At 45.4% G+C, this 25,450-nt stretch carries 25 protein-coding genes; 9 read left to right on the top strand and 16 right to left on the bottom strand.

Going from position 1 to position 25,450, the window contains the following annotated elements; genetic code table 11:
* Window positions 1–26: 26 nt before the first annotated feature.
* The 4 genes from ACLWBD_RS13470 to ACLWBD_RS13485 all read right to left on the bottom strand — a co-directional run bounded on the left by ACLWBD_RS13470 (window position 27) and on the right by ACLWBD_RS13485 (window position 3,356).
* Window positions 27–878, bottom strand: coding sequence for a cation:proton antiporter (locus tag ACLWBD_RS13470; protein ID WP_413568530.1), 852 nt, complete (start codon window positions 876–878; stop codon window positions 27–29).
* A gap of 84 nt (window positions 879–962) precedes the next feature.
* Entirely contained in the window at window positions 963–1,505 is a 543-nt protein-coding gene (locus ACLWBD_RS13475) for a hypothetical protein (RefSeq protein ID WP_413568532.1), read from the bottom strand.
* A 58-nt stretch (window positions 1,506–1,563) separates the two neighbouring features.
* Window positions 1,564–2,256 (bottom strand): L,D-transpeptidase, encoded by a 693-nt coding sequence (locus tag ACLWBD_RS13480; RefSeq protein WP_063204890.1) that lies wholly within the window; start codon window positions 2,254–2,256, stop codon window positions 1,564–1,566.
* Between the two features lie 146 nt (window positions 2,257–2,402).
* Window positions 2,403–3,356 (bottom strand): hypothetical protein, encoded by a 954-nt coding sequence (locus ACLWBD_RS13485; protein WP_413568533.1) that lies wholly within the window; start codon window positions 3,354–3,356, stop codon window positions 2,403–2,405.
* A gap of 16 nt (window positions 3,357–3,372) precedes the next feature.
* Between ACLWBD_RS13485 and ACLWBD_RS13490 the strand changes: the two genes are divergently transcribed.
* Complete coding sequence (locus ACLWBD_RS13490; protein ID WP_413568534.1) at window positions 3,373–4,017, top strand: hypothetical protein; 645 nt, start codon at window positions 3,373–3,375, stop codon at window positions 4,015–4,017.
* Between the two features lie 51 nt (window positions 4,018–4,068).
* On the opposite strand, the gene proS is transcribed toward ACLWBD_RS13490, so the two are convergent.
* Genes proS through ACLWBD_RS13520 form a run of 6 tightly spaced genes read right to left on the bottom strand, consistent with a single transcriptional unit; the run spans window position 4,069 to window position 11,446 of the window.
* On the bottom strand, window positions 4,069–5,568 hold the full coding sequence (gene proS, locus ACLWBD_RS13495) for a proline--tRNA ligase (protein WP_063204893.1): 1,500 nt from the start codon (window positions 5,566–5,568) through the stop codon (window positions 4,069–4,071).
* A 14-nt stretch (window positions 5,569–5,582) separates the two neighbouring features.
* Complete coding sequence (locus ACLWBD_RS13500) at window positions 5,583–6,959, bottom strand: sigma-54-dependent transcriptional regulator (RefSeq protein ID WP_063204894.1); 1,377 nt, start codon at window positions 6,957–6,959, stop codon at window positions 5,583–5,585.
* A 13-nt stretch (window positions 6,960–6,972) separates the two neighbouring features.
* Window positions 6,973–9,177 carry an ATP-binding protein gene (locus ACLWBD_RS13505; protein ID WP_413568536.1) on the bottom strand — a complete coding sequence of 735 codons (2,205 nt, stop codon included), beginning with the start codon at window positions 9,175–9,177 and terminating at the stop codon, window positions 6,973–6,975.
* A 15-nt stretch (window positions 9,178–9,192) separates the two neighbouring features.
* The gene (ribH, locus tag ACLWBD_RS13510) at window positions 9,193–9,717 is read right to left on the bottom strand and encodes a 6,7-dimethyl-8-ribityllumazine synthase (RefSeq protein ID WP_063204896.1); all 525 of its coding nucleotides are present in this window, start codon (window positions 9,715–9,717) and stop codon (window positions 9,193–9,195) included.
* Window positions 9,717–10,847: a 3,4-dihydroxy-2-butanone-4-phosphate synthase gene (gene ribB, locus ACLWBD_RS13515; RefSeq protein ID WP_063204897.1), complete on the bottom strand. Its 1,131-nt coding sequence runs from the start codon at window positions 10,845–10,847 to the stop codon at window positions 9,717–9,719. The genes ribH and ribB overlap by 1 nt, the downstream gene beginning before the upstream one ends.
* Window positions 10,847–11,446, bottom strand: a complete 600-nt coding sequence (locus tag ACLWBD_RS13520) for a riboflavin synthase (protein ID WP_063204898.1) — start codon at window positions 11,444–11,446, stop codon at window positions 10,847–10,849. The genes ribB and ACLWBD_RS13520 overlap by 1 nt, the downstream gene beginning before the upstream one ends.
* Window positions 11,447–11,657: 211 nt before the next feature.
* Here ACLWBD_RS13520 and ACLWBD_RS13525 point away from each other — a divergent pair, with 211 nt between their 5' ends.
* Window positions 11,658–13,511, top strand: coding sequence for a hypothetical protein (locus tag ACLWBD_RS13525; protein ID WP_413568539.1), 1,854 nt, complete (start codon window positions 11,658–11,660; stop codon window positions 13,509–13,511).
* A gap of 60 nt (window positions 13,512–13,571) precedes the next feature.
* On the opposite strand, the gene ACLWBD_RS13530 is transcribed toward ACLWBD_RS13525, so the two are convergent.
* Window positions 13,572–14,738: a hypothetical protein gene (locus ACLWBD_RS13530; RefSeq protein WP_253696367.1), complete on the bottom strand. Its 1,167-nt coding sequence runs from the start codon at window positions 14,736–14,738 to the stop codon at window positions 13,572–13,574.
* 381 nt (window positions 14,739–15,119) lie between these two features.
* On the opposite strand from ACLWBD_RS13530, the gene ACLWBD_RS13535 reads away from it, so the two are divergent.
* Window positions 15,120–15,473, top strand: coding sequence for a hypothetical protein (locus ACLWBD_RS13535; RefSeq protein WP_063204901.1), 354 nt, complete (start codon window positions 15,120–15,122; stop codon window positions 15,471–15,473).
* Here ACLWBD_RS13535 and ACLWBD_RS13540 read toward each other — a convergent pair.
* From ACLWBD_RS13540 to clpB, 3 genes are read right to left on the bottom strand one after another with little or no spacing between them, the layout of a single operon-like run.
* Window positions 15,470–15,967 carry a hypothetical protein gene (locus tag ACLWBD_RS13540; protein WP_413568541.1) on the bottom strand — a complete coding sequence of 166 codons (498 nt, stop codon included), beginning with the start codon at window positions 15,965–15,967 and terminating at the stop codon, window positions 15,470–15,472. The two genes, ACLWBD_RS13535 and ACLWBD_RS13540, sit on opposite strands and share 4 nt — an antisense overlap.
* Before the next feature lie 32 nt (window positions 15,968–15,999).
* Entirely contained in the window at window positions 16,000–16,440 is a 441-nt protein-coding gene (locus tag ACLWBD_RS13545; protein ID WP_413568543.1) for a DUF2127 domain-containing protein, read from the bottom strand.
* Window positions 16,441–16,451: 11 nt separating this feature from the next.
* The gene (clpB, locus tag ACLWBD_RS13550; protein ID WP_413568545.1) at window positions 16,452–19,037 is read right to left on the bottom strand and encodes an ATP-dependent chaperone ClpB; all 2,586 of its coding nucleotides are present in this window, start codon (window positions 19,035–19,037) and stop codon (window positions 16,452–16,454) included.
* Between the two features lie 63 nt (window positions 19,038–19,100).
* Between clpB and ACLWBD_RS13555 the strand changes: the two genes are divergently transcribed.
* The 4 genes from ACLWBD_RS13555 (at window position 19,101) to ACLWBD_RS13570 (ending at window position 22,423) form a co-directional block, all read left to right on the top strand.
* Window positions 19,101–19,364: a hypothetical protein gene (locus ACLWBD_RS13555; RefSeq protein WP_063204905.1), complete on the top strand. Its 264-nt coding sequence runs from the start codon at window positions 19,101–19,103 to the stop codon at window positions 19,362–19,364.
* A gap of 480 nt (window positions 19,365–19,844) precedes the next feature.
* Window positions 19,845–20,678, top strand: a complete 834-nt coding sequence (locus ACLWBD_RS13560; protein ID WP_063204906.1) for a flagellin — start codon at window positions 19,845–19,847, stop codon at window positions 20,676–20,678.
* 282 nt (window positions 20,679–20,960) lie between these two features.
* A complete protein-coding gene (locus ACLWBD_RS13565; RefSeq protein WP_063204907.1) occupies window positions 20,961–21,725 on the top strand; it encodes a hypothetical protein in 765 nt (254 codons plus the stop codon).
* A 119-nt stretch (window positions 21,726–21,844) separates the two neighbouring features.
* Entirely contained in the window at window positions 21,845–22,423 is a 579-nt protein-coding gene (locus tag ACLWBD_RS13570) for a hypothetical protein (RefSeq protein WP_063204908.1), read from the top strand.
* Between the two features lie 31 nt (window positions 22,424–22,454).
* Here the strand turns inward: ACLWBD_RS13570 and ACLWBD_RS13575 are convergent, their stop codons facing one another.
* Window positions 22,455–22,994 carry a YdcF family protein gene (locus ACLWBD_RS13575; protein ID WP_413568548.1) on the bottom strand — a complete coding sequence of 180 codons (540 nt, stop codon included), beginning with the start codon at window positions 22,992–22,994 and terminating at the stop codon, window positions 22,455–22,457.
* 68 nt (window positions 22,995–23,062) lie between these two features.
* On the opposite strand from ACLWBD_RS13575, the gene ACLWBD_RS13580 reads away from it, so the two are divergent.
* Together ACLWBD_RS13580 and ACLWBD_RS13585 are read left to right on the top strand one after the other, a co-directional pair.
* Window positions 23,063–24,229: an aminotransferase class V-fold PLP-dependent enzyme gene (locus tag ACLWBD_RS13580; protein ID WP_413568550.1), complete on the top strand. Its 1,167-nt coding sequence runs from the start codon at window positions 23,063–23,065 to the stop codon at window positions 24,227–24,229.
* A gap of 171 nt (window positions 24,230–24,400) precedes the next feature.
* Window positions 24,401–24,889, top strand: a complete 489-nt coding sequence (locus ACLWBD_RS13585) for a hypothetical protein (RefSeq protein WP_063204911.1) — start codon at window positions 24,401–24,403, stop codon at window positions 24,887–24,889.
* 47 nt (window positions 24,890–24,936) lie between these two features.
* Here ACLWBD_RS13585 and ACLWBD_RS13590 read toward each other — a convergent pair whose 3' ends face one another.
* Window positions 24,937–25,449 (bottom strand): MarR family winged helix-turn-helix transcriptional regulator, encoded by a 513-nt coding sequence (locus ACLWBD_RS13590; protein ID WP_063204912.1) that lies wholly within the window; start codon window positions 25,447–25,449, stop codon window positions 24,937–24,939.
* Window position 25,450 lies beyond the last annotated feature (1 nt).

Here is a 25,450-nt window from a genome sequence, read left to right on the forward strand (position 1 = left end):
CTGACAATTCAACACACCTAGACAATTTACGAATGCGGAGCCGACTTCACCGTCGGAATTGCAAGCAAAGCTGTTGCGATTCCCAACAATACCAATGCCGCAAAAACTTCCGCAGAAATAATTTGGGCTTTGTACGCGTAAGACGCAGCCAGTATCTCCATGGCCCCACGAGCATTTAGAAGAGAGCTTAAGTTGAAAGCTTCCGCATGGGAGGCGCCGGCACATCGAGCCGCCACATAAGAACCCAGATACTTTGATGTCACTGCCGCAGCAAAAATAAGTAGGAACGTCTTGAACTCGAATAAGGCAAAGAAGTTTAAACTCCATCCCAAGACAATAAAGAACACGGGAGCACAAATTCCCATCTGCAAGAAAGATAATGATTTTTTTGGGGGGAACGATTTGAGGCGACCAAAGAAGATGCCCAGAAAAAATGAGAGAACTACCCAATGGCTGAACAACCAACCCGTGACATCTTTTTTAGGTAATAGAAATGCCAGAATAATCCACGCCAACACATCACACAGACTGGCCAGAGTAATGACTCTTCTTGCCAGCAAAGTGTTGTACAACTTTTTTTCTTTCAAAAGCTGTATCGCTACCGGTAATGCAGATATTGCAAACGCCGTGGCGACGAAAAAGCTTTTTTCGAAAAGAATGTAACCTGTTAAAAATGGTACTAAAAAAGTACCGATGAAGGTGATGGAGTAAAATCGGGCCTCTTTAAAGAGATGAAAGAACTGAAGCTCCCACCCCGCTAAAAAAAGAAAAAGTGCACCGAAAAACTGGGCCGCTGTGTTGAATCCCGTAGGAAGGGGCAGATTCAAGACACCAGGCCCCAGACATATTCCAATGACAATCCATAATAAAAGCTTCAAAGCATCCTCGCTTCAGCGATGGTTTTTCACGATACAGGAAGACAGTTTTTGTTTTCTCATTTTGAGTTCAACTACCATGCGCAACTACATGGCCGAAGACGAACCATCATTCTTGGGGTCCTTCTTTTTTTTCGATTTGCGATAAGCAAATACCCCTAAAGAAATAAAGGAAAAGGCAATAGCAAGAAGCACATAAATGCGTCCCTCTGTCGTGTCTTCTTCAGCTGACTTGATACCGAAATAAAAGACGGCGGTTTTTGTGACCAAGGTTGCCTGCAGTAAAATCCAAATATAAGAGAAGAGTTCCCAAAAAATTTTGTCTTCTTTGGTTTCAGGCTTCTTTTCTTTTTTAAGTAACCTTTGTTCGCCCCACTGATTTTTATGGAAATCACGAATGACCGAAATCCATGCACTTTGAAAGTCACTGCGAGAAGGCCCTTGCACCTCTGCCGCAAGCTTTTGCATGGCTAGCTTTCGAAAATTTTGGGTTGTTTCTAGGCTCCAATGGCCACCGGCACTTTGCCAAAGATCCTGAGCGATGGTTTTTTCTAAATCTGCGAGAAAAGAAGCTCCCTCGATAGAAAGGTCTTTGTATTGGCTAAATTCATCTTTGAGGGAATGGCTCATGCAGAATTTCTATCGCAAAGACGATAGCCTGACAAGCCACACCTCTATTGAAACGCAATTAGCGATCTTCGACGATGATCAGAGTACGATAGTTCACCCGACGGATGACGTTTCCACGACGATCTCGAGAAACGGTGCCATTTCGGTTGATCACGGGAACCAGGCCACGTCCTTCGGTTTGGATGCGATTAAAGATAAAAGCGGCATTTTCGTGTTGAAGACGGACACAGCCTCCCGACGCGCGGGATCCCAACTGCTTATAAAGTCCCGGAGTCGTAGCGTGCACGGCGATTCCACCATTAAAAAAGACGGCATAAGGCATCGGAGTTTTCCAAGTTTCTGAATAATGATCTTTATTCAGCATGTAAGGATAAAAATATCCGGTAGGAGTCACGGAGAAATAGGTGCGACCACTTTTAGCCGTTTCCCATCGCTCTCGTCCTGTCGAGACCAGCCAGTCATAAGTTAAAAATCCGTTCAGGTATACGCGCATGCGCTGGGCACCGACCCCTGCGGCTTTTTTATTAATGATTAAGATAACGCGAAACTCACGAAAAATATCCATGGATTCGGTGCGCGCGATATCATCGATAGATTTAACGACGATGGGAATTTCCGTGCGCGGAAAACCGCTTTCTTCAGCGATTTCATCGGGTGACATCAAGTCATCCAGGGGTTGAGGTTCTAAGGACTCTTGTGCCTGGGCGTTCAGCGATAGCAACAACAAGAGCGGCAAAAGATATTTCTTCATGGTGTCTCCTTCATATTTTTCTGAGTCGTAAAAAGACCGGACTCAACGCTACTCTCGCGATGAAGGGGGGCTCAAGACGATATTATTTAGTTTGTCTGAATAAACTTTTGACGAGGGTGTACGAAGGATGTCCGCAAAGGCAGCGACTAAAAATGCAGATTCACGTTCACGGTGACGCCAGGGTTTCTAACGAAGTTAGTCTCTCGGACAAAATCGATATTGGGAATGATGTCGTAATCAAGGATACGATTTAAAACGATATGTCGCCATGTCACTGAAAAGTTATAACCTGCTAACTGATAGTTAGGACGATTTGATGATGTGACGAAAATGGCATACGACAAAGAACGACTCTTAGAAAAACTTTGTCCTAAAGACAAACCATTCGTGACCGTAAAAATATGCGGACGACTTTGGTAGTCTCCTTCGTTAATCAAAGTAACTGAGTACTTCGCACTTAAGGGCCAGTTGAAATTCAGCGCCTCAAAGATTCCGGCCCCTTTGCCTGGGGTCGCATAGAACTCAAGCTCTGGATTGATACGATAGGATTTTTCTTCAACGATAGTTTCAAATTTCAAAGAGTGCGATATCGCGGGGGTTCCCTCAAAAGTGATACGCGGCTGAAATGATGTTCTAATATCACCCATTCTTTTAAAAAGGCTTAAGGAGGCCCCGTAATTTCTTTCACGTGGCTCTGTACGAAGATACTTGGTTTTTGCATCTCTTTCTTCATTTTCATCATAACTGGTAAAGGTCAGCTGCCAGTACTCTTCCACGTTCGGAAGACGAAGATCGATATTGAAGTTGAAGGCGCCCGAGGTGCCGTCGAGCTCGGTGTAATAACCCGAAGATTCTAGGGTGACGACGGTTTTATTCGGACGCTGTGTGTACCGTTCTCCCGCCAAAAACACGTCCAAACCGTCGGCCACGCTGTCTAGCCACTCGGATACATTGACGTTCTGCCGAATGATGGTCTCTTCGACAGTTTCATAAGCCCCGAGACTTGAAGGAGCATACAGCAAAAATCCAAGACATAAAAAGGCCTTCCACGACGTGAAGTTCCTTTTGCCTGAAGATTTTGATTGTATTTTCTCGCTCAAAATTTAATCTCCCTACATGGACCACTCTAAACTAATTCTTAGTATCTTGTCCTTTATTTTGTTGTTTTCTTTCAATGAAAACTCTGAAGCTTATATTCCCCAAAGAGGCAACGTCCACACATCGATTGGTCCCTACTTTTTTCGCACCAATTATGACGGAGAAGGTTCAGAGCCAGGATATAAAACAGGAGTAAATTGGGTCATTATCGGAGATGTGAATGATCGAGGCAGTCTTGAGTTCACAACGACTTTCATGAACAAACAATTCGTAGGTCGCGACGATGGTTATGTCGTTATTGAAGAAACTCAAGTGGTGCACGCTGCCGCCGGTTATCGCCGCTGGTTTGGGGAAAGATTCAGTGCGGTGATGTCCCTTTATACATCCTACCCTCTTGGAGATTCGGAAAAAATCTATAATACATTTCCCGGAAATCCCGTGACAACGTACGCCCAAGAAAACGCTGAAACAGGTTTGGATTTTGGTTTGCAGGCCGAGCTCTGGTCCCGTGGACGTTATGCCCTCACTACGGAAGGCCGTTACTCCTGGGCTTTAACAAAAAAGCACGACGAATTTTCAGATCAATACGGCTTGATGATTGTCATACGCTATTTCTTCCAGGGGCAAAACACACCCCGCGAGGATATAGATATTCTAAAATAAAAAGCCCCAGCTTTGAGGCTGAGGCTTTGTTATCTAGCAAATATAAAATATCTAGTAAGACTTCGCGAACAGGACCCATTTCGTCGCTGGTTTACCAGAGAAGATGCAGTTTCCTGTCACCCCTTCCTGCTGCAAAGGCGCACATCTTGGTGTCACTTTAAGTTTTGCCAACAATTCATGCCCCATGCCTTCTTCACACCATGGCACCATTGCAAATCCTGGAGCCGATGCTTCATCGCCCGAGAAATACTTTTCAAAATCGTTCAATGAAGTGATGCGCTTGATGTTGTCGTCACGAAATTTCTTTGCTCTTTCAAAAAGCCCATCTTGGATTTCTTGAAGAAGATTTCCGATATTTGCGACAAAATCCGCCTTCGTTTGCGAAGCTTTTTCTTTAGGGCCACGATCACGGCGACCGACGAAGACCTCGCCTTTAGCCATATCCCGTGGTCCGACTTCTACACGCACGGGAACACCTTGCTTGATGTACTGCCATGCTTTTTCTCCGCCACGCATATCGCGATCATCAATTTTCACGCGCACTGAAGATCCAGAGAAGTTTTGTTGCTTAAGTTCTTTGGACAAAGTTTGAACATACTCAAGAACTTGGGCTTTTTCTTCGTCATTGCGATAGATAGGAATAATCACCACGTGAAGAGGGGCAATTTTTGGCGGAGCCACAAAGCCGTTGTCATCACTGTGGGTCATGATCAAACCACCGATAAGACGAGTTGAAACGCCCCAGGATGTTGTCCATGCGAACTCTTCTTTGCCTTCCGCGCTGAGGTATTTAATCTCAGAAGCCTTAGCAAAGTTTTGACCCAAGAAATGTGAAGTCCCTGCTTGAAGTGCTTTTCGATCTTGCATCAAAGCTTCGATGGTGTAAGTGTCCACCGCTCCCGGGAATCTTTCATCCGGCGTTTTCATACCTTTAATCACCGGCATCGCCATGTACTTTTCAGCAAACTCTGCATAGACATCCAACATTTGCAGAGTCTCTTCTTGGGCCTCTTTCGCCGTGGCATGAACAGTATGACCTTCTTGCCATAAGAATTCCGCTGTTCTTAAGAACATGCGCGTGCGCATTTCCCATCTCATCACGTTACACCATTGGTTCACCAAGATAGGAAGATCGCGATAAGACTTCACCCATTTTGCGAATTGGTGCCCGATGATAGTTTCAGAAGTAGGACGAATGATCAGAGGCTCTTCAAGTTCTCCGTCGGGAACCAATTTGCCAGTGCCATCACCTTTCAGGCGGTGATGAGTGACCACTGCGCACTCTTTCGCGAAACCTTCAACGTGAGCCGCTTCCTTTTCCAGGAAGCTCAAAGGTATCAACAGAGGGAAATAAGCATTCACGTGTCCCGTGTCTTTGAACATACGGTCTAAAACAGCCTGCATGTTTTCCCAAACAGCATAGCCCCAAGGTTTGATCACCATACAACCACGGACCGGAGAGTTTTCCGCCATGTCCGCTGCTGTGATCACCTGTTGGTACCACTCAGGATAATTTTGTGCTCGTGTAGGAACAATCGCTGTATCTGCCATCTGTCTTCTCTTTCTTAATTGTCTTTAGTATCGATACCGTAGGCTTTGATCTTTCTGTGAAGATAACTTCTTTCAAGACCAATGACTTCTGCTGTCTTACTGATGTTTCCGCTATTCTCGGAAATCTTACGAAGCAGATAATCTTTTTCAAACTGAGCGCGGGCTTCACGGAATGTGGAAAGATCCTGCATCTCTACCGCTTTTTCATCGTCTTTGTCGATGAGACCCGCGAAACGCAAGTCATGCACGTCGACGAATTCACCTGGAGTCAAAATATAAACGCGCTCGATAAAGTTTTTCAGTTCGCGCACGTTCCCCGGCCAAGTATAAGCAATCATTTTTTCAATCGCTTTTTCAGAAAAAACTTTTTTTGGATAACCGCTTTCGCGCGACACGTTGTCAGAGAAATAAGACACCAGCACAGGGATGTCTTCCATGTGCTCACGAAGTGCAGGAATGCGGAAAGGAATAACGTTCAGACGATAATATAGATCTTCGCGGAAGCGCCCCTCCTTAACCTCTTTCTCGAGATCTTTAGAAGAAGCAGCAATGACACGAACATCATTTTCGATCAGTTCATTACCACCAACGCGGGAGTATTTTTTTTCATCAAGATATTTTAAAAGTTTCGCCTGACATTCTTTGTTCATCTCGCAGATCTCTGCGATGTAAAGCGTTCCACCTTGGGCGAGATCGAGTTTGCCTTTTTTAACTCGGTCTACACCCGGCATAGCGCCTTTTTCGATACCGAAGATTTCGGAATCAAGAAGGTCTTCCGGAATACCACCACAGTTGATTTCAACAAACGGACGGCTGGCGCGCGCACTCATGTAGTGCACATTTTGCGCAACAAGCTCTTTACCCGTGCCCGCCTCGCCTTGAATCAACACCCAAGAGTTTGTCGGTGCTACACGCGCGATGATTTGTTTCGTCTGCATGATGGAAGCCGCTTCACCGATAAGCGCGATGGACTTGCGGAGTTTATTTAACAACAGCGCTTTTTCTTCTTTTTGTTGTTGGTAACTAAGAATGTTTGAAATCACGATCAGGATTTTATCCATGGACAACGGCTTTTCGATAAAGTCCCAAGCGCCTAACTTCGTCGATTTCACCGCAGTTTCAATAGTTCCGTGACCCGAGATCATCACGAACTCCAACTGAGGGAATTCTTTACGAGCCATCGTCAGCACTTCGATACCATCGTACTTGCCTGGCATCCAGATATCTTGAAAGACGATATCAGGTTGAATTTCACGAATAGCTTTCAGTCCAGACTCTCCATCGTGAGCTAGAAAAACTTGATAGCCTTCGTCTTTCAAAGAAGCCGAAAGCACATCACGAATCGGAGCCTCGTCATCAATAATCAGAATTTTTGTATTTTGAGCTGTCATCTAAGACCTCTTTCTACTCGCCAGCAGGTTTCCAAGCACCTACTTCATTGACTGGCATTTCGATCACCATCTTGACCCCTTTGGGTTCATTGGCTGTCGCACGAATGAATCCATTATGATCTTCGATGATCCTTTTCACAATGGCTAAGCCTAGCCCAGTTCCGCCTTCTTTTGTAGAGTAGTATGGCTCAAAAATGCGACTTCGATCTGCCGCAGGAATACCTTCACCATTGTCTGACACCGTCAAACGCACGGTTTTGATGTCCTTGTCGTATCGAGTCACGATTTCCACTGTGGCCTGTGGCTCTTTTGCAACAGCGGAAACCGAGTTATCGACCAAATTGACGATCACTCGTTTGATCTGATCGGGGTCAAATTTAAAGTCTGGGAGGTCAGTGTCTTTCGAGAAAACAAATTTCACGTTCCCATGAGCTTGTCGATAAAGCCCTAAAGATTCTTCAACCACGCTATTCAGGTTAGCCACCACCGGACGTGCTTGCGGCAGACGCGCAAAATTACTAAACTCATTCACCAGGTTCTTCAATCCATCCACCTGTTTTACAATCATCGTCGTACATTCACTGAATGCCGGATCCGTGATTGAAGCGCCGAACTTTCTTTGCAGGCGCTCCGCGGAAAGTTTGATAGGGGTCAGTGGATTTTTAATTTCATGCGCGATACGACGGGCCACTTCCGTCCAAGCAGCCGCGCGTTGGGCATTGGCAATCGGAGTCAAATCGTCAAACACCAAGATCTTGCCCATCTCGTGGCCTTTTTCATCCTTCAAAATCGAAAGAGTCATCAAAAGAGGCAAGGCCTCCCCTTGCACGTTCAGGCGAAGCTCCTTTTGAATACTTTCGACTTTGTGATCAGCCATGGTCTTCTGCAATTCAGCGAAAGTGCGGAAGTATTCCAACGTTAAAAGATCACGAACAGACTTCCCAATGTATTTTTCAGGATCAATCTTCAAAAGATGAGCCGCATGACGATTGATTGTTGTAACAACACCGTGTTCATCAACGGAGATAACACCCGCGCTGACGTTCTTTAAAACTGTATCTGTGTAACGCGCGTGCTGATCTAGCTCCTCCAGCGTCTTTTCCAGGGTTACGGTCATCTGATTAAAGCTTGAAATCAAGTCATTGATTTCTTCAGAGCCAGCCTGAATTTGCAAAGGTGTGTAATCGCCCCCGGCAACTCGGCGAGTGGCACGACCTAGTTGCACGATCGGAATAGAAAGTTGTTTTGCCAGATAGAATCCAAACCACGTTGCGGCAAGCAGGATCACAAAGGTCATCAAAACCAAGATATAAAGGTAGATCGATTTCAAAGGATATTCCAGCGGATTGATATCTCGGAATTCGTCATAAGCCGTCGAGATGTCATTCATCTTGGAAATCAACGACAATGGCAAGAAACTAGAGACGACGATCGCTCCTTTTTCTGAACCTTCTTGCACAGGCACAATCACGCGCACCAAGTTCCCGTCGCCGAACTGGTGAATGATACTGGCTTCGGCCTGAAGCTTAATACCTTTTTGCAAGAACTCCAAAGACACCGCCGGCACGTTAGGGACGGTATCATCTTCGGCCGCAGAAACTACACGCTTACCGAACAATGAAGGATAGTATTCCACGGCATCCAAACTGAATTCTTCACGCAAGTTTTCAATGCGCTTTTTGATCTCGTTCGGATTTTTAACCGTGCGAATAGAGTCTGCGATCTTGTGAGCGAAGTGGTAATTGTCTTTCTTCGCATTAAAGTAATAAGCGTTCGTGACTTCGATGGAGCTTTTTAAAACGCCCGCCATCTTTGCACTGAACCACTTATCAAAACTCGAATTGATATAAAAGACCGAGATGATGAACATCAAGACGGTCGGAACAAAACTAAACGCCACGAAGGCGGCGATCAATTTGGCTTTCAGGCTGCTACCGAAAACCTTCCCCTGTCTTTCGACGAAAACCTTCACAACGTTGCGGAAGATCATGAACAGAAGAAGTAACAACAAGATGATGTTGAAGTTTACAAGACCGAAGAAAAAGATACTGTGAACAAACGGAAGCTGTTGGCTGGTGGCGAAAAGACGAATTTCAAACCACGTCAGAAGACCAAATAAAAACGACACCAAAAGAACTAAAAAGATCTCGCGGCGTCGTTTCTTAAATTCCTGAGGACCAGGAGGCAAAAAATCGTCGTTTACAGGGGTGTTTTCCATCACCCCTATGCTAGATTACTTTTTTGCTTTTTTCTTCTTTTTTTGTGTTTTTGATGCGGCTTTCGAGGACTTCGCCGCCTTAGGTTTGGCCATCATCGCTGCTGTTTTCAAAGTTGCAGGAATCTCTTGAGTCAAACCGATCATTTCCATAACAACTTGAGCCGCTTCTTCACCTTTATTACCGTGAGCGCCGCCAGCGCGAGCCAAAGCCTGCTCTTCATTTTCCGTCGTCAACACGCCAAAACCGATTGGTTTTTTGTAATCAAGCATCAAACGAGTGATACCGTCAGTCACAGAATTACATACATAATCGTAGTGAGAAGTTTCACCACGGATCACCGCCCCCAAAGCAATAACGCCGTCACAGCCTGCATCAAGGAAAGCCTGGCAAGCCAAGGGAAGCTCTACCGCTCCTGGAACCAAAGCCGCGAAAATCTCAACACCTTCGCAAGACTCTAAGTAAGAGATCGCTCCCTCTTCCAGTTTTTCAGTGATTTCATTATTAAAACGAGCTGTTACTACTCCAACTTTAAGTCCCATTACTTGTGCCCCTTTACATTTTCAATAGCTACGATTTCTACAATTTCAATTCCGAAAGCTTTCAGGCCGACTTTCTTTTCTGGCTTGTTCGTCAAAAGTCGAATCTTATGTGCACCGATTTCGCGCAAAATTTGTGCACCGATACCATAATCACGTTCATCCATCAGCGGCGTTGAAGGACGAACATCCTCCATACCAACAAGAACATTCAATTCTTGCACAAGACCTTGCGTGCGGTTGTTTCCACGAAGCAAGACAAAAGCGCCCGAGCTTTGCTCATTGATGAGCTTTATACTTTCAAGAACTGTGGAGGCGCCTCTTTGTAAGACCGCCATGAAGTCACGAGTGAAATTATCGACATGAACACGCACCAAAGTTTCAGTCTCAGGTGTGATTTCACCTTTTTGGATCACCAAGTGCTCAAGTCCATCCACGGTACTTCTGAAGACACGAGCTTTTAAACCCTCACCGAAAGAGGCTGGCAAATCAACGCTTGCCAGTTCTTCGACCAAAGTTTCATTGGCCAAACGATACGCAATCAAATCAACGATGGTTCCAATTTTCAGATTATGCTTTTTCGCGAACTCTTTAAGATCACCGACGCGAGCCATGCTGCCATCTGGATTCATGACTTCACAAATCACCGCTGCTGGATTCAATCCCGCTAAACGAGCTAAGTCCACGCTGGCCTCTGTGTGACCGGCGCGCTTTAGAACACCGCCTTGCTGAGCACGAATAGGGAAAATATGCCCCGGCATATGAATGTCGGAAGGTTTTGCATGAGGGTTCGCCGCCACACGAAGAGTGTGAGCGCGGTCCGCCGCTGAAATACCGGTCGAGATTCCTTCAGAGGCCTCGATACTCACCGTGAACGCAGTTTTGTTCGGCGCAAAGTTCATGTCGTCACGTACCATCAAAGGAAGTTGCAAACGCTCGATCTGCTGAGCCGTCACCGTTAAACACACAAGACCACGGGCTTCAGTAATCATGAAATTCACGGCCTGAGTCGTGACATGATCCGTAGCTAGAATCAGATCTCCTTCGTTTTCGCGATCTTCATCATCGACAAGGATGACCATTTTTCCATTACGAATGTCTTCGATGATTTCAGGGATTGTATTAAATGACATTAGTCTTTCCTTACTTCAAGAGAGCGCTGAATCGCACGAGCCATGTAGTCGGGCTCGACGTTCACTGAAGAACCTTTTTTTATTTCGCCTAAATTCGTGCGTTTGATAGTTTCAGGAATCAAACACACCGACACGATATTGTCTTTCAATTCGTTCACCGTCAGACTGACCCCATTCAAAGTGATGCTGCCCTTCTTCCAAACAAACGGAAGAATGCTGTCTTTCACCTTCACATCAATGAACAGGGATTCGCCTTCAAGATCAGAACGAAGAACCTCACCCAAACTATCTACGTGCCCAGTAACAAGGTGGCCGTGAATACGATCACCAAAACGCAGGGATCTTTCTAAGTTCACTTTTTTGCCAATCCAGCTTTCCGGATTCCAGTTAAGAACTTTGATAGTCTCTGCCGCCAAAGCAAAGGTCATTTGCTCGTCATTGAAAGCTTCAACGGTCAAGCAAACCCCGTCACAGGCGATGCTGTCGCCAAGCTTTATGTCATTGAATTCACTCGGTTTTTTAACTTGAATTCGGTAGGCATTATCGAGTTCTTGAGAACTCAGAATAGGCATCACCGATTCTACGATTCCTGAAAACATAAGGGCCTCGGTTTGATGCCCAGGAAACTACACTTTTGCCCTCGGGAAGGCAAGGAATCCATCCCAGATCTCAGACCTTGTCCGAGGGTTCGGACAAAGTCGAAGCGATTTTCCCGTCAGCTCAAATATAACGCCACTACAGCCGTCCAAGATCCGGAACGCCAAATGCTTTAGAGGGATTTCGCAAAACAAACTCATAAAAGGAGAAACCATGAACCCTTTAAAAAACGCCCTCTTATCATCGGCTCTGTTAGCAGCCCTCTCTGCTTGCGCCCCTCAGGGAGACTCTACTCCCGAGGCCAAACCTAAAGCGGTCAGCATGACCTCTGACATCTACGTGAACAACGAAAAGGTCGGAGAAATTTCCCGACAAGTAAAATCAGAAGCCGAAATAGAAAAATTGAAAGAGAAAAAACGCTCCTCTTCTCTGACTCCGATTCCCGTGTCACCGGAACACTCCGCCACTGTTTACAAACTTTCCGGACAGTCCGTGAAAGATCAGTATCTGGTGTCACCGCGGGTTTTCGTATATAGCGGATCCCGGCTGAATAGTTTTATAAGAAACAGTGATGGTTCGGTTGTTATTCCTTTTAATATCGCTTTGATTGATGGCTTAACAAACCGGGTTCACACCGCCGACGTTTCAGGTCCAACACAAGAGATTCCAGAATCTTTACGCGTAAAAAATTATCGCCAACTTCTTGAAGAAGTCGCCCGCTTTAGTGCACAAAAATCAGATGAATTCGCCATCGGCGCACTTCCGGGTTGCCCCTCAAGAATCACCGTGGCGGCAGGCGGACTCAATTATGACGTCACTCCCCCCAACTTAACGGAATCGGACTTTTGTGAAATCAATAAACCTTTCACCGTCAGTCTGAAAGTTCCAGAAAATGTAGCGCAGTATATTCTTGGTGATGCTCTTCGCGCCAGCATGGTGGACGTCATAGTCAATTACGCCATCATGGTGCCAGTACCGGTAAGTGAGCTTTCCGTTCGCTTTGATAAGCAAAAGGTCTATGAAGCCATCTTCGTCAATTTGCAGGCGTCCTACCCTCCGTATGGAGAAGCGGAAGTCGAATACGCCGTGGAAAAAGCGATGAAATCAATGAAAATGCACATTCACATCCAAGGTGACTACAACGATCAGATGAAGCGCATTGTGAGCGATGCCATCACCGCTTTTTTTGAAAAAATGCCGCCGAACCCGGACCGCGCTTCCGCAGGGAAATGCTCGAAAATGGTGTGCTTGACCGTAAAACAACAAAAGTTTGAGCATGAAGAAAAATTTGAAGTCCAATGGTCGCAGATAGAGAACATGCGAATGGACAAGGTTCTTCGCTTAGGTTCAAAACTTCGCCCCGTCAACGATGAACAAACCACGATTGGACAAGACAGTGCCATCGGTGCCAGCAATGCTTCAGAGTTCTCGAATAAAAACCTTAACATTAAAACAAATCCCTTCAACGTTTACACCGTAGGGATCACACCTCAAAAAGGCTCTACAGTTCACTTCAAGCCTTCTCTTTACACGTGGGAAAGAAGAAAGCGTGAAACAGAAACCTTAATCAATCATCGCACCTGGAATGATTGTACGGGACGCGTTGGTATCGAAAATCGTTGCAGCTACACCACTCGCCACGAATATCTTTATACTTGGGAATATACGGGAAAGGACATTTGGGTAAGCACGATAAATCCACTGAGTTCCGTGCCGCAATTTTTAAATGGCATCAAGTTGTACTTCCGCTTTGCTAACGGCGAGCAAATCCGTTGCGCGATTGAAGATTTGTACGGAATTAACGAAGAAGGCCGACGTACAATTCGTATTGAGAACACTCCTTCGTGCCCGCTTTTTGATAATGACAGAAAGGTGATCACAAGCTTCGGCATGATCAATGAAATAAAACTTGATGATATTAGCTATATGTCTGGTCAAAGAATGGACTCTAATTATACGCTTCGTTGGAACAAATACGTTCCCGTCATCTACAGCCCGACGGTCCTTATCGCAGGGCAATTAACTCTGCTTGGAGGGTCTTTCGTGTCAGATAGAAGTTTGCAATAAACACGGAACAATAAAAAGGGAGAGTCGTTGACTCTCCCTTTTTATTTTAAAAATCTTAGTTTAGCGCCCTGGCTTCGTCGATGCTCCTGATCCTGGGTTTGGATTCACCGGAGTCACCGGCGTAACGCCGGGATCTGCTGGTTTGTAATCGGCAGCATGGAATTTGAAAAGCTTTACTTTCGCACCAATCACCGCATTTTCATCGTTTTGTTCGATCACGCGGCCACGAGAAATTTCGTCACCCACCCAGTCGATTTCGATTTTTGCCACTGCTGAACTTGCTTGCGCACCACCACCAAGATAACGAGAGTTGCAGGGCTCTCCATCCCAGTAATAGTCTTCGTTATACACAAGCAACTGATCGCCCGCTTCTAGTTTCACGTCCGCCCCACCCACAATAATAAGATGGGTGTCGTGATTCGCCATCACGCGCGTATACCACTCTTCGGATTTAAGTTGGTTATTCAGTGAAGTGACGCCGAGGTTTAATGCATTCTTAGTTACATTCGCAAGTGGCGTTTGATAGTACGCACTCGGTCCCAACGTGAATGCGCCAAAATTAAGGCCAAAGCTCACTTTGGTTTTTGTCTGTTTGGAAGTTACGTTCGCTGCAGCCATCACTTTAGAAGTTAAAGGACGAGTCGCCACCATGGACAAGTCAAGTTGAGCCCATTCTAAGTTGATACCTGCTGATGCCAATCCATTGGTTGGATATGCTCCGCTTGGATTAAACCCCAGAGTGATACCGCCACCACCAATCAATTCAAACGAATTCACTGAGCCCGAAATCTTCGCTTGAGGAATGTTAACCATACACCAAGCCGTCTTCGCATATTGCACACTGTAATTGTCTTTGCCTGCCGCTTCGGCGAACGCCTTCATCATCTGACCGTCTGTTTTAGTCAAGTTGAAGAAACCGACGTCACCCGTTCTGGCCTGAGATGGCGGGACCGCAATCGGCGGGTTGTATTTCAAGGTGAATTCTTTGCTGTCTAAAAGCACGCTGTAAATCTGTTGATTTGCCACGAATTGGAAATCGAAGGCCGTCCCCCCCGGGAACATCACTGAACTAGAACGGATGGAGCCCAGTTCAACTATCTTCTTTAAAGCGCGAGGTGGTGTGGCAACGGGTTGTTGTTCACACTTTTGATTCCCCATCGTCATGGCAGCGCCGGCTACCAGGATCGTTGCTTTAAAAATCTTCTTCGATATATTTTGTGCTTTCATGAGTCCATCCCTTTCCACTCATTGCGCCCCTATGCGATACAGGCACAGTATACGGAGAAAAAGAGCTAGACCTTAAACTTGCGCTAAGTGTTCGAAGCGACTTGCAAAAACAAAACCGATATCAGCCTGAGACACGCTAAGTAATTGATTTCAAAGACAACCTAAAAAATTCGCATTTACCAAAAAAATTATGTGTGTCGAAACTTTGGACTCTTTCATCAAACTTTATACGGGATGTTCGTAGAGTGAACACTCGAGTTGTCGAAGTCTTGTTCAGAAAATTTTGAAATGAAAAGTCTTCGGAAAAATCTTCCAAACACAATCTTAACTTTCAGATTCATGGCGTCTGTGTTTTAAAGCGGGCACGAAGAAGGAGATCCTATGAAAACTTTGGTTCTTATTTTCACTCTATTAATGGGCTTTTCGGCACAAGCAAACACAGCCTGCCTTTCAGAAGACCAAGCTCGTGAACAACTGCTTTTAAAAGAATCGACAGTGCTAAAAGCACTTCATCAGAAAGCCGGAGTCCGTATTTGCAGAGGCACTCCGAACCAAGGATGCATCACTAAAACTCACTTCGTAAAAGCTATTTTAGCCTCAACATGGAATGAGTATCATCAGGCCTTTGTCTCTAACACTCTTTACGGTTGGGATTGTGCCGCGGGAGCCTCTTGCTGGTTGCAAGCCGGCATATCTTGCCAGGGTGAGGTAAGACTTGTTGAAACGGGCGACTAGAAACTACCGCCGCCCGACAAAGTGATGAAGTACTGGACTTCATCCTTCCCTAAAACAAAATCATTTTTATCCGTGCGGTCTTCTAGATAATGGAAGGCCTGCACACCACCACCGATGCGAAGTCCACCGAGTCCAAAGGTGATTCCGGCTTTTCCAAACACCGCGTTGGATTTTTCCGTCGCCACGCGCAGGCCGGGACCAGCAAAAAACTCAACGCCGAAAGCGCGATTCTGAGTGTACAAGTCATAGTTGAATAAAGCGGCGGAATCCAAACCGTACACCGTTTTTATTTCAGTGCCGAATTGAGTGAATAAAGAGTTCCGCCAGTTCAACCAATTCGTCGCATAGTAATTAAGTCCCAGATGAATTTCTGAGTAGGACTCTCCGTCACGCGTACCTGAAGAACCACTCAAATCATAAGTAAAGCGATTTTGCGCAAAAGATGAGAGGGAAACAAAAAAACAAACGACAAAGAGCAAGATAGAGTTTTTCATTAGAATATTGTGCGGACGGGCTCTAAGGAAGGTCAAACTCTTTTTTGTTCACGCGTGCGCACCAGGTAAACCACGATCGTAATGTTCACCAAAGTGATAAGCACCTTAATCCACGAAAAATGAAATAGAAGTTCGTAAAATTCGTAGGGCAGGTAAATGCCTCCAGACAAGATTCCCAACCATTTAGCCCAAGATTTTTCGCGCCATAATCCATAGGCCTCAAGCCAACGCATAAAACAATAGGCAATGATTCCGATGGCCAAAAGCTGCATGTTTTGTTCAGTAAGACCTGAAATATACTGAGCTAGCGGCTTAGGAATCTGATGATGCGCATTGAGACCCGCGTGTGCTAAGAAGTGTTCGCCGACATGTTGCGCGCGGTAATGCAGGAATTCTAAAAAACCCAGGCCTGCTGTCAGCACCGTCAATCCCTTTAGGAATTCAAACAGAGCAATGACTTGCAGGCCCGACATAGATTTACCTCTTAAAAGCTCAGTTGTTGTCCGTTCCCTTTGACATGAATGGTGTCACCGGCTTTTACTTTGCCAGAAATAATCTCTTTGGAAAGCGGATTCAAAAGTTCTGACTGAATCGCACGTTTTAAAGGTCTGGCTCCGTACACCGGGTCGTAACCTTTTTTTGCCAAGAAATCGACCGCGCTTTGATCAAAATCAATATTGATCTTTTTCGCTTTCAATCTTTGCGCAACAAGGTCTAACTGCACTTTCACAATACCAGAGATTTGTGATTCACCTAAAGAATGGAACATCACGATCTCATCAATACGATTTAAAAACTCTGGACGGAAACGTTCGCGCAAAGCTTCATTCACCGCTTCTCGCTTGGCATTTTCGTTCATGGCTGGATCCAAAATCGACTGCGAGCCAACGTTGGAGGTCATGATCAAAACCGTATTCTTAAAGTCGACAGTGCGACCTTGTCCATCTGTCAAACGCCCGTCATCTAACACTTGCAAAAGAATGTTAAAGACATCCGGATGAGCTTTTTCAACTTCATCCAAAAGGACGACGCTGTAAGGACGACGTCGAACGGCTTCTGTCAATTGACCACCCTCTTCGTAACCCACGTATCCCGGAGGTGCCCCGATCAAGCGAGCCACAGAGTGTTTTTCCATGTACTCACTCATGTCAATGCGAACGACGGCTTGTTCATCATCGAATAAGAATTCCGCCAAAGCCTTGACCGTTTCAGTTTTACCCACACCTGTTGGCCCCAAGAACATAAAGGTTCCAATAGGACGATTCGGATCTGAAATTTCAGCGCGTGCGCGACGAATGGCATCCGAAACTATCGTCAATGCATGATCTTGGCCGACTACGCGTTTCTTCAAAGCGTCTTCCATGTTCAGAAGTTTTTGGGACTCACTTTCAAGCATTTTGCTGACCGGAATACCTGTCCACTTCGCCACAACCTCGGCCACGTCTTCCGGGCCGACTTCTTCTTTCAACATGCGACTTTCCGTCGTGCTCTTTTGCTCTTTGCTACGTTCTTCCAAGCCTTTGAGTTTCTTTTCAGCTTCGGGAAGCTTTCCGTATTTCAGTTCAGCCGCTTTCCCCAGATCGCCCTCGCGCTCAGCGCGTGACACTGCAAGCTTCAAATCCTCGATGTCGGCTTTGAGTTTTTTAATCTGATCAATGCCACCTTTTTCAAACTCCCACTGCTCACGCAAAAGTTGGTTTTGCGCGTTCAAGCGAGTGAGTTCTTTTTCGATGACTCCCAAACGCTCTTTTGAACTTTCGTCCTTTTCTTTCTTCAATGCTTCTTTTTCGATACGAAGCTGCATCAGTTCGCGTTCGATCTTATCGATCTCTTCAGGAACCGAGCGAGTTTCAATACCGAGTTTACTTGCCGCCTCGTCGATAAGATCGATGGCCTTATCCGGTAAAAAGCGATTCGTAATATAACGATGAGAAAGTTTCACGGCCGAAACCAACGCTGAATCGGTGATGCGAATACCATGATGAACTTCGTATTTTTCTTTTAAGCCGCGCAAAATGGTAATGGCGTCTTCAACACTCGGTTCTTCCACCATCACTGTTTGGAAACGTCTTTCAAGCGCGGCGTCTTTCTCGATATATTTACGATACTCATCTAACGTCGTCGCCCCGATACAGCGCAATTCCCCGCGAGCCAAGGCAGGTTTTAAAAGCTGGCCGGCGTCCATTGCGCCTTCCGTCTTCCCTGCACCTACTAACGTGTGAAGCTCATCAATGAACAAAATGATCTGCCCATCACTGGAGGTCACTTCTTTAATGACCGCCTTTAAACGATCTTCGAATTCACCGCGGTATTTGGCGCCGGCGATCAAAGCTCCCATATCTAAAGACATGAGTTTCTTACCAACTAAATTGTCGGGCACGTCGTGTTTGATAATTCTTAGAGCCAATCCTTCAGCAATCGCCGTCTTACCCACCCCGGGTTCACCAATAAGAACCGGGTTGTTTTTGGTACGACGAGAAAGAACTTGCACCACGCGACGAATTTCTTCATCGCGGCCTACGACAGGATCCAATTTTCCTTCGGCCGCTAGAGCCGTCAGATCACGTCCATACTTCTTTAAAACTTCGTATTTGTTTTCAGGATCGTCATCCGTGACTTTTTGATTGCCGCGCATTTCCTGCAAGGCTTGCTTAATATTATCCGAAGTAACCTTATTCTTTTTAAACAGGCCGTTTAATTCAGGGTCCCCGCTTTTTAACATCGCAAGGAAGAAGTGCTCGGTAGAGATGTAAGAATCTCCCCAGGCTTGGGCTTCATCTTCAGCTAATTTAAAGACTTTTTCTAATCGGGCACTGGCAAAAAGCTTTTGGCTACCGCCGGTGACTTGCGGAAAACGCTCAATTTTGTTTCTAAGTTCCGTCAGGAATTGGGCCTGTTGCACGCCCACTTTATCCAGCAATCGAGGAACAATGCCTTCGGACTGCTGCACCAGCTCCATAAGAAGATGTTCTGGTTCGACAGAGGGGCTGCCTTTACGCTCAGCCAACTTTGCGGCCGCTTGCATGGCCTCCTGGCTTTTTCGCGTCATTTTTTCAATATCGTTGCTCATACAACCTCCATCTGGAATAAAGGATGAGTCTTATTTTAGCTTTGTCAATGGAGGGTTTTAAGAATGGCTGTGGGAATCGTAAATCCCAAGGGAAAAAACAAATCGCAGCCGCGAATCCACCCTTCTATTAAAAAAGACACTGTGAACCCTCAAGATTACATGCGCTATGAAACACGCTTTTCGTGTGAGGACTGTTCCCACTTTGATGGCGAAAAAGTCGTTTGCACCATTGGCTACAACCCGCAAAATCACCTTCGTGCGGTCCAAACTCACCAGTACGAGACTGCGGGCAATATGGCCTTTTGTCGCTTCTTAGAAATTGACTGAGCCTTCGCCCAGAAAAATCCCGGTTTTCCATCTGAAAGTATTGTATCTAAGTGGTTCAGGACAATCTTACGTCCTGATTCCCCGATCTGTCGTTAGACTAGTATTGTAGAAAAAAGACAAAACCCGCCTGACGTCCTGTCAAGACATCGTCTCAAATCCCGATCAAATGTGTATCAATGATTCACTCAGAAGGAGTCAGAGAGAGAAGGTCACTCTCTCTGTGTAACCGAAAGGAGGGCCTTCAAGGATGAAATAGAAAAGAACAACAGATTGTTCAAGCGCTGGAAGCAGGAACAATAAAGGGAAAGATCCCTGATTAGAAATTCCAGCGAAAAGGTTCGAAAGAATAAAAAGGCCATTACTTTTAGCACAGACTCGGATGTCAGTGCTCGGCGAAGCAGAGTAGGTTCTGCCAAGCCAAAAAAACAAATCAAGGAGGGTATTGAAAATGAAAAATAAATATTAACGGAGGAATTTAAAATGGGAATGAGAGTAACAACTAACATCAGCGCGATCAATGCTCAACGTAACCTAGTTGGTTCACAAAGAGCGATCAACGACTCAATGGCGAAACTTGCTTCTGGTAGCCGTATCAATAAAGCGGCAGACGATGCAGCAGGTCTTGCGATCTCTGAAGGCTTGAAAGCTCAGATTCGTTCTGCAGCACAAGCTCAAAGAAATGCGAACGATGGTATCTCAATGGTTCAAACTGCTGAGGGTGGCTTGAACGAAATCGGTAACATCGTGGTTCGTCTTCGTGAGTTGGGAATCCAAGCGGCTTCTGACACTGTTGGTGAAACAGAGCGTGGCATGTTGAATAAAGAGGTTCAGCAATTGAAATCTGAAATTCAACGTATCTCTTCTGTAACTACTTGGGGTACTACTAAACTTCTAGATGGTTCATCTCCGAAGTTTGATTTCCAAGTTGGTTTGTTCAACAACGCTGAAGAAGATCGTATCTCTTTCAACGCTGGTGAGAACGTTGCAACTTTGGACGCTCTTGGATTGAGTGGTGTAGACTTCTCTTCTAAAGAAGGCGCTCAAGATGCTCTTGCAATGCTTGATAATGCTCAGACTTCAATCTCTGGAACTCGCGCTAACCTTGGTGCCCTTCAGAACAGATTGACTTCGACTGTTGACAACTTAGGTGTTGCTCAAGAGAACTTGTCTGCAGCTAACAGCCGTATTCGTGACACAGACGTTGCTCAAGCATCTTCAGAGATGACTCGTAACAACATCTTGTTGCAAGCTGGTACTTCAACATTGGCTCAAGCTAACCAATCTAACCAATTGGCTCTTAAGTTGATCGGTTAATTGCGCTAGGCGCACAGAGTGCAGGGCGACGCCCGAAACTGAAGTAGCGCTTAAAAACGTAACTTACTAAAAACCCGATGAGTTCGCTCATCGGGTTTTTCTTTTTTTGGCGAAGGACTGACACCAAAAGAATCTGCTTAGCGAACAAAGTTTAGACACCACCCTGTCCAAGATTTGACTTCTTCAAAAAACTGTAAAACTTATTTACCAATAATTTCAAATATTTAGCTCAAGTATCCAGGAATTTCCGCCGAAAATATGTAAGAAGCATGGAGGAATTCTATGAACACGGCGCAAACAGCAAGATTACTGGTGATGGCATTGATGACGACATCCCTACTTGCAGCCTGCAGTAAAGGCGGCTTTGAAACTTTGGCTACGGACGGCAATTCAGGCCAGGGATCTGTAACCCCGGGCGATGATTCTGGCCAAGGCACTCCCCCGCCTGTACCGAGTGCGTTCGATAAATTAGATATGAATGCTTATGTTGGCAGCGGTACTTATGAAAATGAGCAAGTGCTGGCATTGGACAAGGCTAATAAGGCACTTCTTCTTTATCTTCCTTTGCCTCCTGGACCTTTCAGTTCCGTGTACATTGATGTCCCTAGCGTCAAAGGTGTTTCGGTGAAGACGGTTCTGGACTCGCAACAGAAAGCTCGCGTAGCCGTCAGCATTCCGCTGCGCCTGATCGTGAAAGACAAAGTGACCCTCCCACCGGCAACGACTTTGCCTGGTGGCCGAACATTGCCAATGATGCCGAGCGGAGAATACCCTTCCCTAGCCCTGGGTCTTAATCAGAACTCCAGCAACAAGATCTACCTTTATTTAGGTGTCAATGCGGTCGGACTCTTCGTGGAAAGCTCATTCTTTCCTGAATATGTGGGCATCACTGCTCCGATTAAAAACCAAGCAGGTACCAGAACCCTGGGGTACTTTACCATCGTGCCTAAGCAAGGCGTTAACAACGGTGGTTTGTTCCTGTCTTTCTTGATGCCGAATGACTTGGCTGCAATCATTGATGATCACTTGAGTGGTATTATCAACTAAACAAGACTCTGAAAATCTCATTCTAATTTTCTTTGCCTGCCCCCTTAAATGTCGCTAGTCTAAGGGGGCTAATCATTTTTGAACGAAGTTTGACTTCTAGCATTTTCAGGGAGCGATCAATGGCAAAGAAAAAAGCGAAAACAGCTAAGAAAGCCGCAACTAAAAAAGCAGCAAAAAAACCTGCTAAAAAAGCTGCTGCTAAAAAAGCAACTAAGAAAACTGCAAAACCAGCGAAGAAAGCTGCCACTAAAAAAGCAGCAAAACCCGCTAAAAAAGCTGCGACGAAAAAAGCCGCTACTAAAAAAGCAGCTCCCAAAAAAGCTGCGAAAAAGTCTGCTGCTAAAAAACCAGCTGCGAAAAAAGCGGCTCCAAAAAAAGAAAAAGTAGCTAAAGCCGCAGCCGTTGGCGCGGGTGCTGCTGAAGTATTGAAACCTTCCACTTCTCCGGCAGTTGAAGAAATCTCTTCTGATTTCGACGACGAAGCGGAAATGGACAACATGATCGACATCGAAGAAGAAGACACTGGTTCTGACGACGAGTGGGAAACTGAATCCGATGACGAAGACATGGAATCTGAAGACGAAGAAGGTTCTATCGAAGAAGACGAAGAGTCTGAAGACGTCACTTCATCTGACGATGATGACGACGACGAAGACGATGAAGATGAAGACTTCGGCGACGACGAAGGTTACTTCTAATTCTGAAATCTAAATAACTGCGAAGCTCTTTCTAGAAGATTTTATGAAAGAGCATTTGCGGAAAATATTTAAGATTGGAAAAGCGCTCTTTGATGAAAAACAAGAGCGCTTTTTTGTATCTGCGAGGATCTTCTCCAAACGCCTCTGCCTTCATTCCTAAAGACCGAGCCATCGCTAAGGCTCGCGGTTGATGATACTCTGATGTGACAATCAAAACTCTGGGATCTGTCTGAGCCATTAAAGGCCGGCTGTTTTGCATATTGTCCCAGGTGTTTTTGCTTTCACGTTCTTCCAGAAAGTCCGTATGACCTTCCTTCGCTAGAAGGATTTTATAGACGGCCACTTCTCCCCGTCTTTCATCGCCAGAAAGTATTAGCTGCGCATGCGGCCAACGACTTTTAGCTTTTGCCGCATTGCTGGCGCGATCGCGGGTCACGGTACTCGTTAAATCCCCGTTCGCACCCAATAAAAGAATGTAGTCATAATCAGTCAGTGAGCCGTTGCGGGAAAATCCATAAACATACAGTTCCGCCGCTAGAAAATAAAATAAGAGAATGCCTAGAAGAGTCATGTCGATATTGTAGCGCGAAGTGACCGGTCTTTGTAGTCAACGCCCCCGGTTTTGTTTATGATTTTTATATGTACAAGCATCTTTACCAGCGTTTTTTAGAAGCCCATCCCCAAGAACTTCATTTTGCCTGCCACAGTCATCACTATTGGCCGGATGTTTCTCGGGACGCTCATATTCAGTATTGGGATGATTCTGCTCGTTACGTGGATGATAAGTGGGCGCATATTTTTTCGGTGAAGGTGCCAAGGGCGCAGCAGCTGATCGCCGAGGTTTTAAATATCTCGCATTCGGAGCAAATCGTTTTTGCGCCGAATACACACGAGTTCGTATTTCGACTGTTAAGCTCTTTGGATTGGAAAAAGAAGATCCGTATTTTAACGACGGATTCCGAGTTTTACAGTTTTGACCGTCAGATCAACCGCCTTTCCGAGATGGAAAATTTTGAAGTGGTCAAAGTTCCGACTTTACCATTTGAAACTTTCCACGAAAGATTTGAAGCCGAGATGGCGCGCGGTACTTGGGATCTGATTTTCTTAAGCCATGTGTTCTTCAACTCGGGCTTGGTTTGCGAGGTCCATCGCTTAGCCACGAAAGCTCCGCAAGGAAGCATGTTCGTTATTGATGGGTACCATAGTTTTATGGCTGTACCTTTGGATTTTTCTGCGCTTCAAGATCGCGTCTTTTATATCGCGGGTTCTTATAAATATGCTCAAGGTGGCGAAGGGGCTTGCTTTCTTTATGTTCCACCGCAGACGCGACACCGCCCATTTCATACCGGCTGGTTTGCAGAACTTTCTCACCTATCTGCGGTAGGCAATCAAGTGGGATATCCGCAAGATGCCCTTCAATATGCGGGAAGCACGATGGATTTTTCCGCACTTTACCGCCTGATTGCGGTTTTAGAAAAATTTAAATCTGAGGGTTTGAATGTCGCTAAAATCCATCAAGTGATCAAAGACAATCAACGGACCTTTTTAGCTTCTTTAGAAGAACTTCAACATCCGGTATTGAACCGCAAGAATCTATTTATCTCAGCGTCTGCCACCACCGAGCACGGACACTTTCTGACTTTTGAGTGTCCTAGCGTTGAAGCCACTCAGGCCCTTGTTCACCAGCTTAAGCAAGCAAAAGTCCAAACGGATTCTCGAGGGACCCGGTTGCGTTTTGGTTTCGGCCTCTATCATGACAATGGGGATCTTTCAGAACTGGTGCACAGAATTGGGACTCTAGCATAAATTGCAGCTATTTCCGCATCAGTTGCATTCTCGATTCGGGCCGCAGACTTCCGAATAAAGCATGACGTATTTGTTATCATTCTTTTAGTGCATATATAGTTGTTTCCTATTTTATTGCGGAAGGACGTAAAGGACGATAGATACTTCGTCATTAACAAAACGGAGCTATCCATGAAAACACTTTTATCTATCGCCTTGATTTTGGCCTCTACTACTTCGGCTGTTGCTGCAACTAAAGAACCCGCAAATCTTGAGCTTTGCACTTTAGAACTTTATGAACCTAGCGAAGAACTTTTTATCACTGAAGAAATCTTTGATGTAAGAAAAGCAACAAGCGTTTCTAAACTTGAGCTTAAGATGCTCAACGCTCACTTAAACTACATCAGCTTTGAAGAACCTAAAGAATTTACGTTTGAGGACGTCAAAGCTGCGTTTGCTAATGGCTTCGATGAACTTTACATCCTTAAATTGACATCTCGTAAAACCGGCAAAGTATACTTGGAAACAAAGTCTTATCCAGGTGACAACGCTTACGGATTGGTTTTCGACCTTAAAGGAAATGTGATTGCTCAAAACGGCGATGACTCTTACACACTGATCGGTAAAGATGGCAGTGAGTTTTCTTGCTACGAAGTGAATAAAGACAAGTACGACAACTAAATCTTTGCTACTAAAAAGAAAAAAGCCTCCTTCTCAGGAGGCTTTTTTTATTTGGTTAAAACACCCGTGCTTTTCACCATGTTTTCCAGAACCCCAGTGAATCTGTTTAAGTCTTCATTGTTGATCTGATTCCAGAACGTAGAAATCTTTGGCGCCCATTGCGGGAAGATTTCCTTCACCAAAGCTTGTCCCTTCTCTGTGATCTTGATCACGAAAGAACGTCCATCCTTTTCATGCAACTCACGCTTCACCAATTCAGCCTTCTCAAGTCCATTGATGAGTCCTGAAATCGTGGCCTGAGTTACGCCCACGCGATTTGAAAGCTCAGAAGGCATCATTCCCTCTGGTGCGTCCCCTAATAGGAACAACAACGTGAATCGACCGCTGGACAAGTTGTGCGGCGCTAGCAAACTATCTAAATAGTTTTCCATGTCATTTGCCACCTTCATGAAAAGAAGATTCGCGTAGAGCGCTTGTGAATCCACGGCGTCGTGGATTCGCGACGCCGAGACTCTTAGTTCTTCTTTAGAAGGCAGAGTTTGAATGAATAATTTAGCCATA

Source organism: Bdellovibrio sp. HCB117 (assembly GCF_047305915.1).
GTDB classification, from domain to species: domain Bacteria; phylum Bdellovibrionota; class Bdellovibrionia; order Bdellovibrionales; family Bdellovibrionaceae; genus Bdellovibrio; species Bdellovibrio bacteriovorus_B.

Excerpts from the sequence above, each read along its gene's own strand:
- proS (WP_063204893.1), bottom strand. The coding sequence starts at position 5,568 with ATGGCAGATACAGCGATTGTTCCTACACGAGCACAAAATTATCCTGAG.
- ribB (WP_063204897.1), bottom strand. The coding sequence starts at position 10,847 with ATGTCATTTAATACAATCCCTGAAATCATCGAAGACATTCGTAATGGA.
- ACLWBD_RS13585 (WP_063204911.1), top strand. The coding sequence starts at position 24,401 with ATGAAAACACTTTTATCTATCGCCTTGATTTTGGCCTCTACTACTTCG.
- ACLWBD_RS13540 (WP_413568541.1), bottom strand. The coding sequence starts at position 15,967 with ATGAAAAACTCTATCTTGCTCTTTGTCGTTTGTTTTTTTGTTTCCCTC.
- ACLWBD_RS13475 (WP_413568532.1), bottom strand. The coding sequence starts at position 1,505 with ATGAGCCATTCCCTCAAAGATGAATTTAGCCAATACAAAGACCTTTCT.
- ACLWBD_RS13520 (WP_063204898.1), bottom strand. The coding sequence starts at position 11,446 with ATGTTTTCAGGAATCGTAGAATCGGTGATGCCTATTCTGAGTTCTCAA.
- ACLWBD_RS13545 (WP_413568543.1), bottom strand. The coding sequence starts at position 16,440 with ATGTCGGGCCTGCAAGTCATTGCTCTGTTTGAATTCCTAAAGGGATTG.
- ACLWBD_RS13505 (WP_413568536.1), bottom strand. The coding sequence starts at position 9,177 with ATGGAAAACACCCCTGTAAACGACGATTTTTTGCCTCCTGGTCCTCAG.
- clpB (WP_413568545.1), bottom strand. The coding sequence starts at position 19,037 with ATGAGCAACGATATTGAAAAAATGACGCGAAAAAGCCAGGAGGCCATG.
- ACLWBD_RS13575 (WP_413568548.1), bottom strand. The coding sequence starts at position 22,994 with ATGACTCTTCTAGGCATTCTCTTATTTTATTTTCTAGCGGCGGAACTG.
- ACLWBD_RS13570 (WP_063204908.1), top strand. The coding sequence starts at position 21,845 with ATGGCAAAGAAAAAAGCGAAAACAGCTAAGAAAGCCGCAACTAAAAAA.
- ACLWBD_RS13490 (WP_413568534.1), top strand. The coding sequence starts at position 3,373 with ATGGACCACTCTAAACTAATTCTTAGTATCTTGTCCTTTATTTTGTTG.
- ACLWBD_RS13500 (WP_063204894.1), bottom strand. The coding sequence starts at position 6,959 with ATGACAGCTCAAAATACAAAAATTCTGATTATTGATGACGAGGCTCCG.
- ACLWBD_RS13560 (WP_063204906.1), top strand. The coding sequence starts at position 19,845 with ATGGGAATGAGAGTAACAACTAACATCAGCGCGATCAATGCTCAACGT.
- ACLWBD_RS13565 (WP_063204907.1), top strand. The coding sequence starts at position 20,961 with ATGAACACGGCGCAAACAGCAAGATTACTGGTGATGGCATTGATGACG.
- ACLWBD_RS13530 (WP_253696367.1), bottom strand. The coding sequence starts at position 14,738 with ATGAAAGCACAAAATATATCGAAGAAGATTTTTAAAGCAACGATCCTG.
- ACLWBD_RS13590 (WP_063204912.1), bottom strand. The coding sequence starts at position 25,449 with ATGGCTAAATTATTCATTCAAACTCTGCCTTCTAAAGAAGAACTAAGA.
- ACLWBD_RS13580 (WP_413568550.1), top strand. The coding sequence starts at position 23,063 with ATGTACAAGCATCTTTACCAGCGTTTTTTAGAAGCCCATCCCCAAGAA.
- ACLWBD_RS13555 (WP_063204905.1), top strand. The coding sequence starts at position 19,101 with ATGGCTGTGGGAATCGTAAATCCCAAGGGAAAAAACAAATCGCAGCCG.
- ACLWBD_RS13535 (WP_063204901.1), top strand. The coding sequence starts at position 15,120 with ATGAAAACTTTGGTTCTTATTTTCACTCTATTAATGGGCTTTTCGGCA.
- ACLWBD_RS13480 (WP_063204890.1), bottom strand. The coding sequence starts at position 2,256 with ATGAAGAAATATCTTTTGCCGCTCTTGTTGTTGCTATCGCTGAACGCC.
- ACLWBD_RS13525 (WP_413568539.1), top strand. The coding sequence starts at position 11,658 with ATGAACCCTTTAAAAAACGCCCTCTTATCATCGGCTCTGTTAGCAGCC.
- ribH (WP_063204896.1), bottom strand. The coding sequence starts at position 9,717 with ATGGGACTTAAAGTTGGAGTAGTAACAGCTCGTTTTAATAATGAAATC.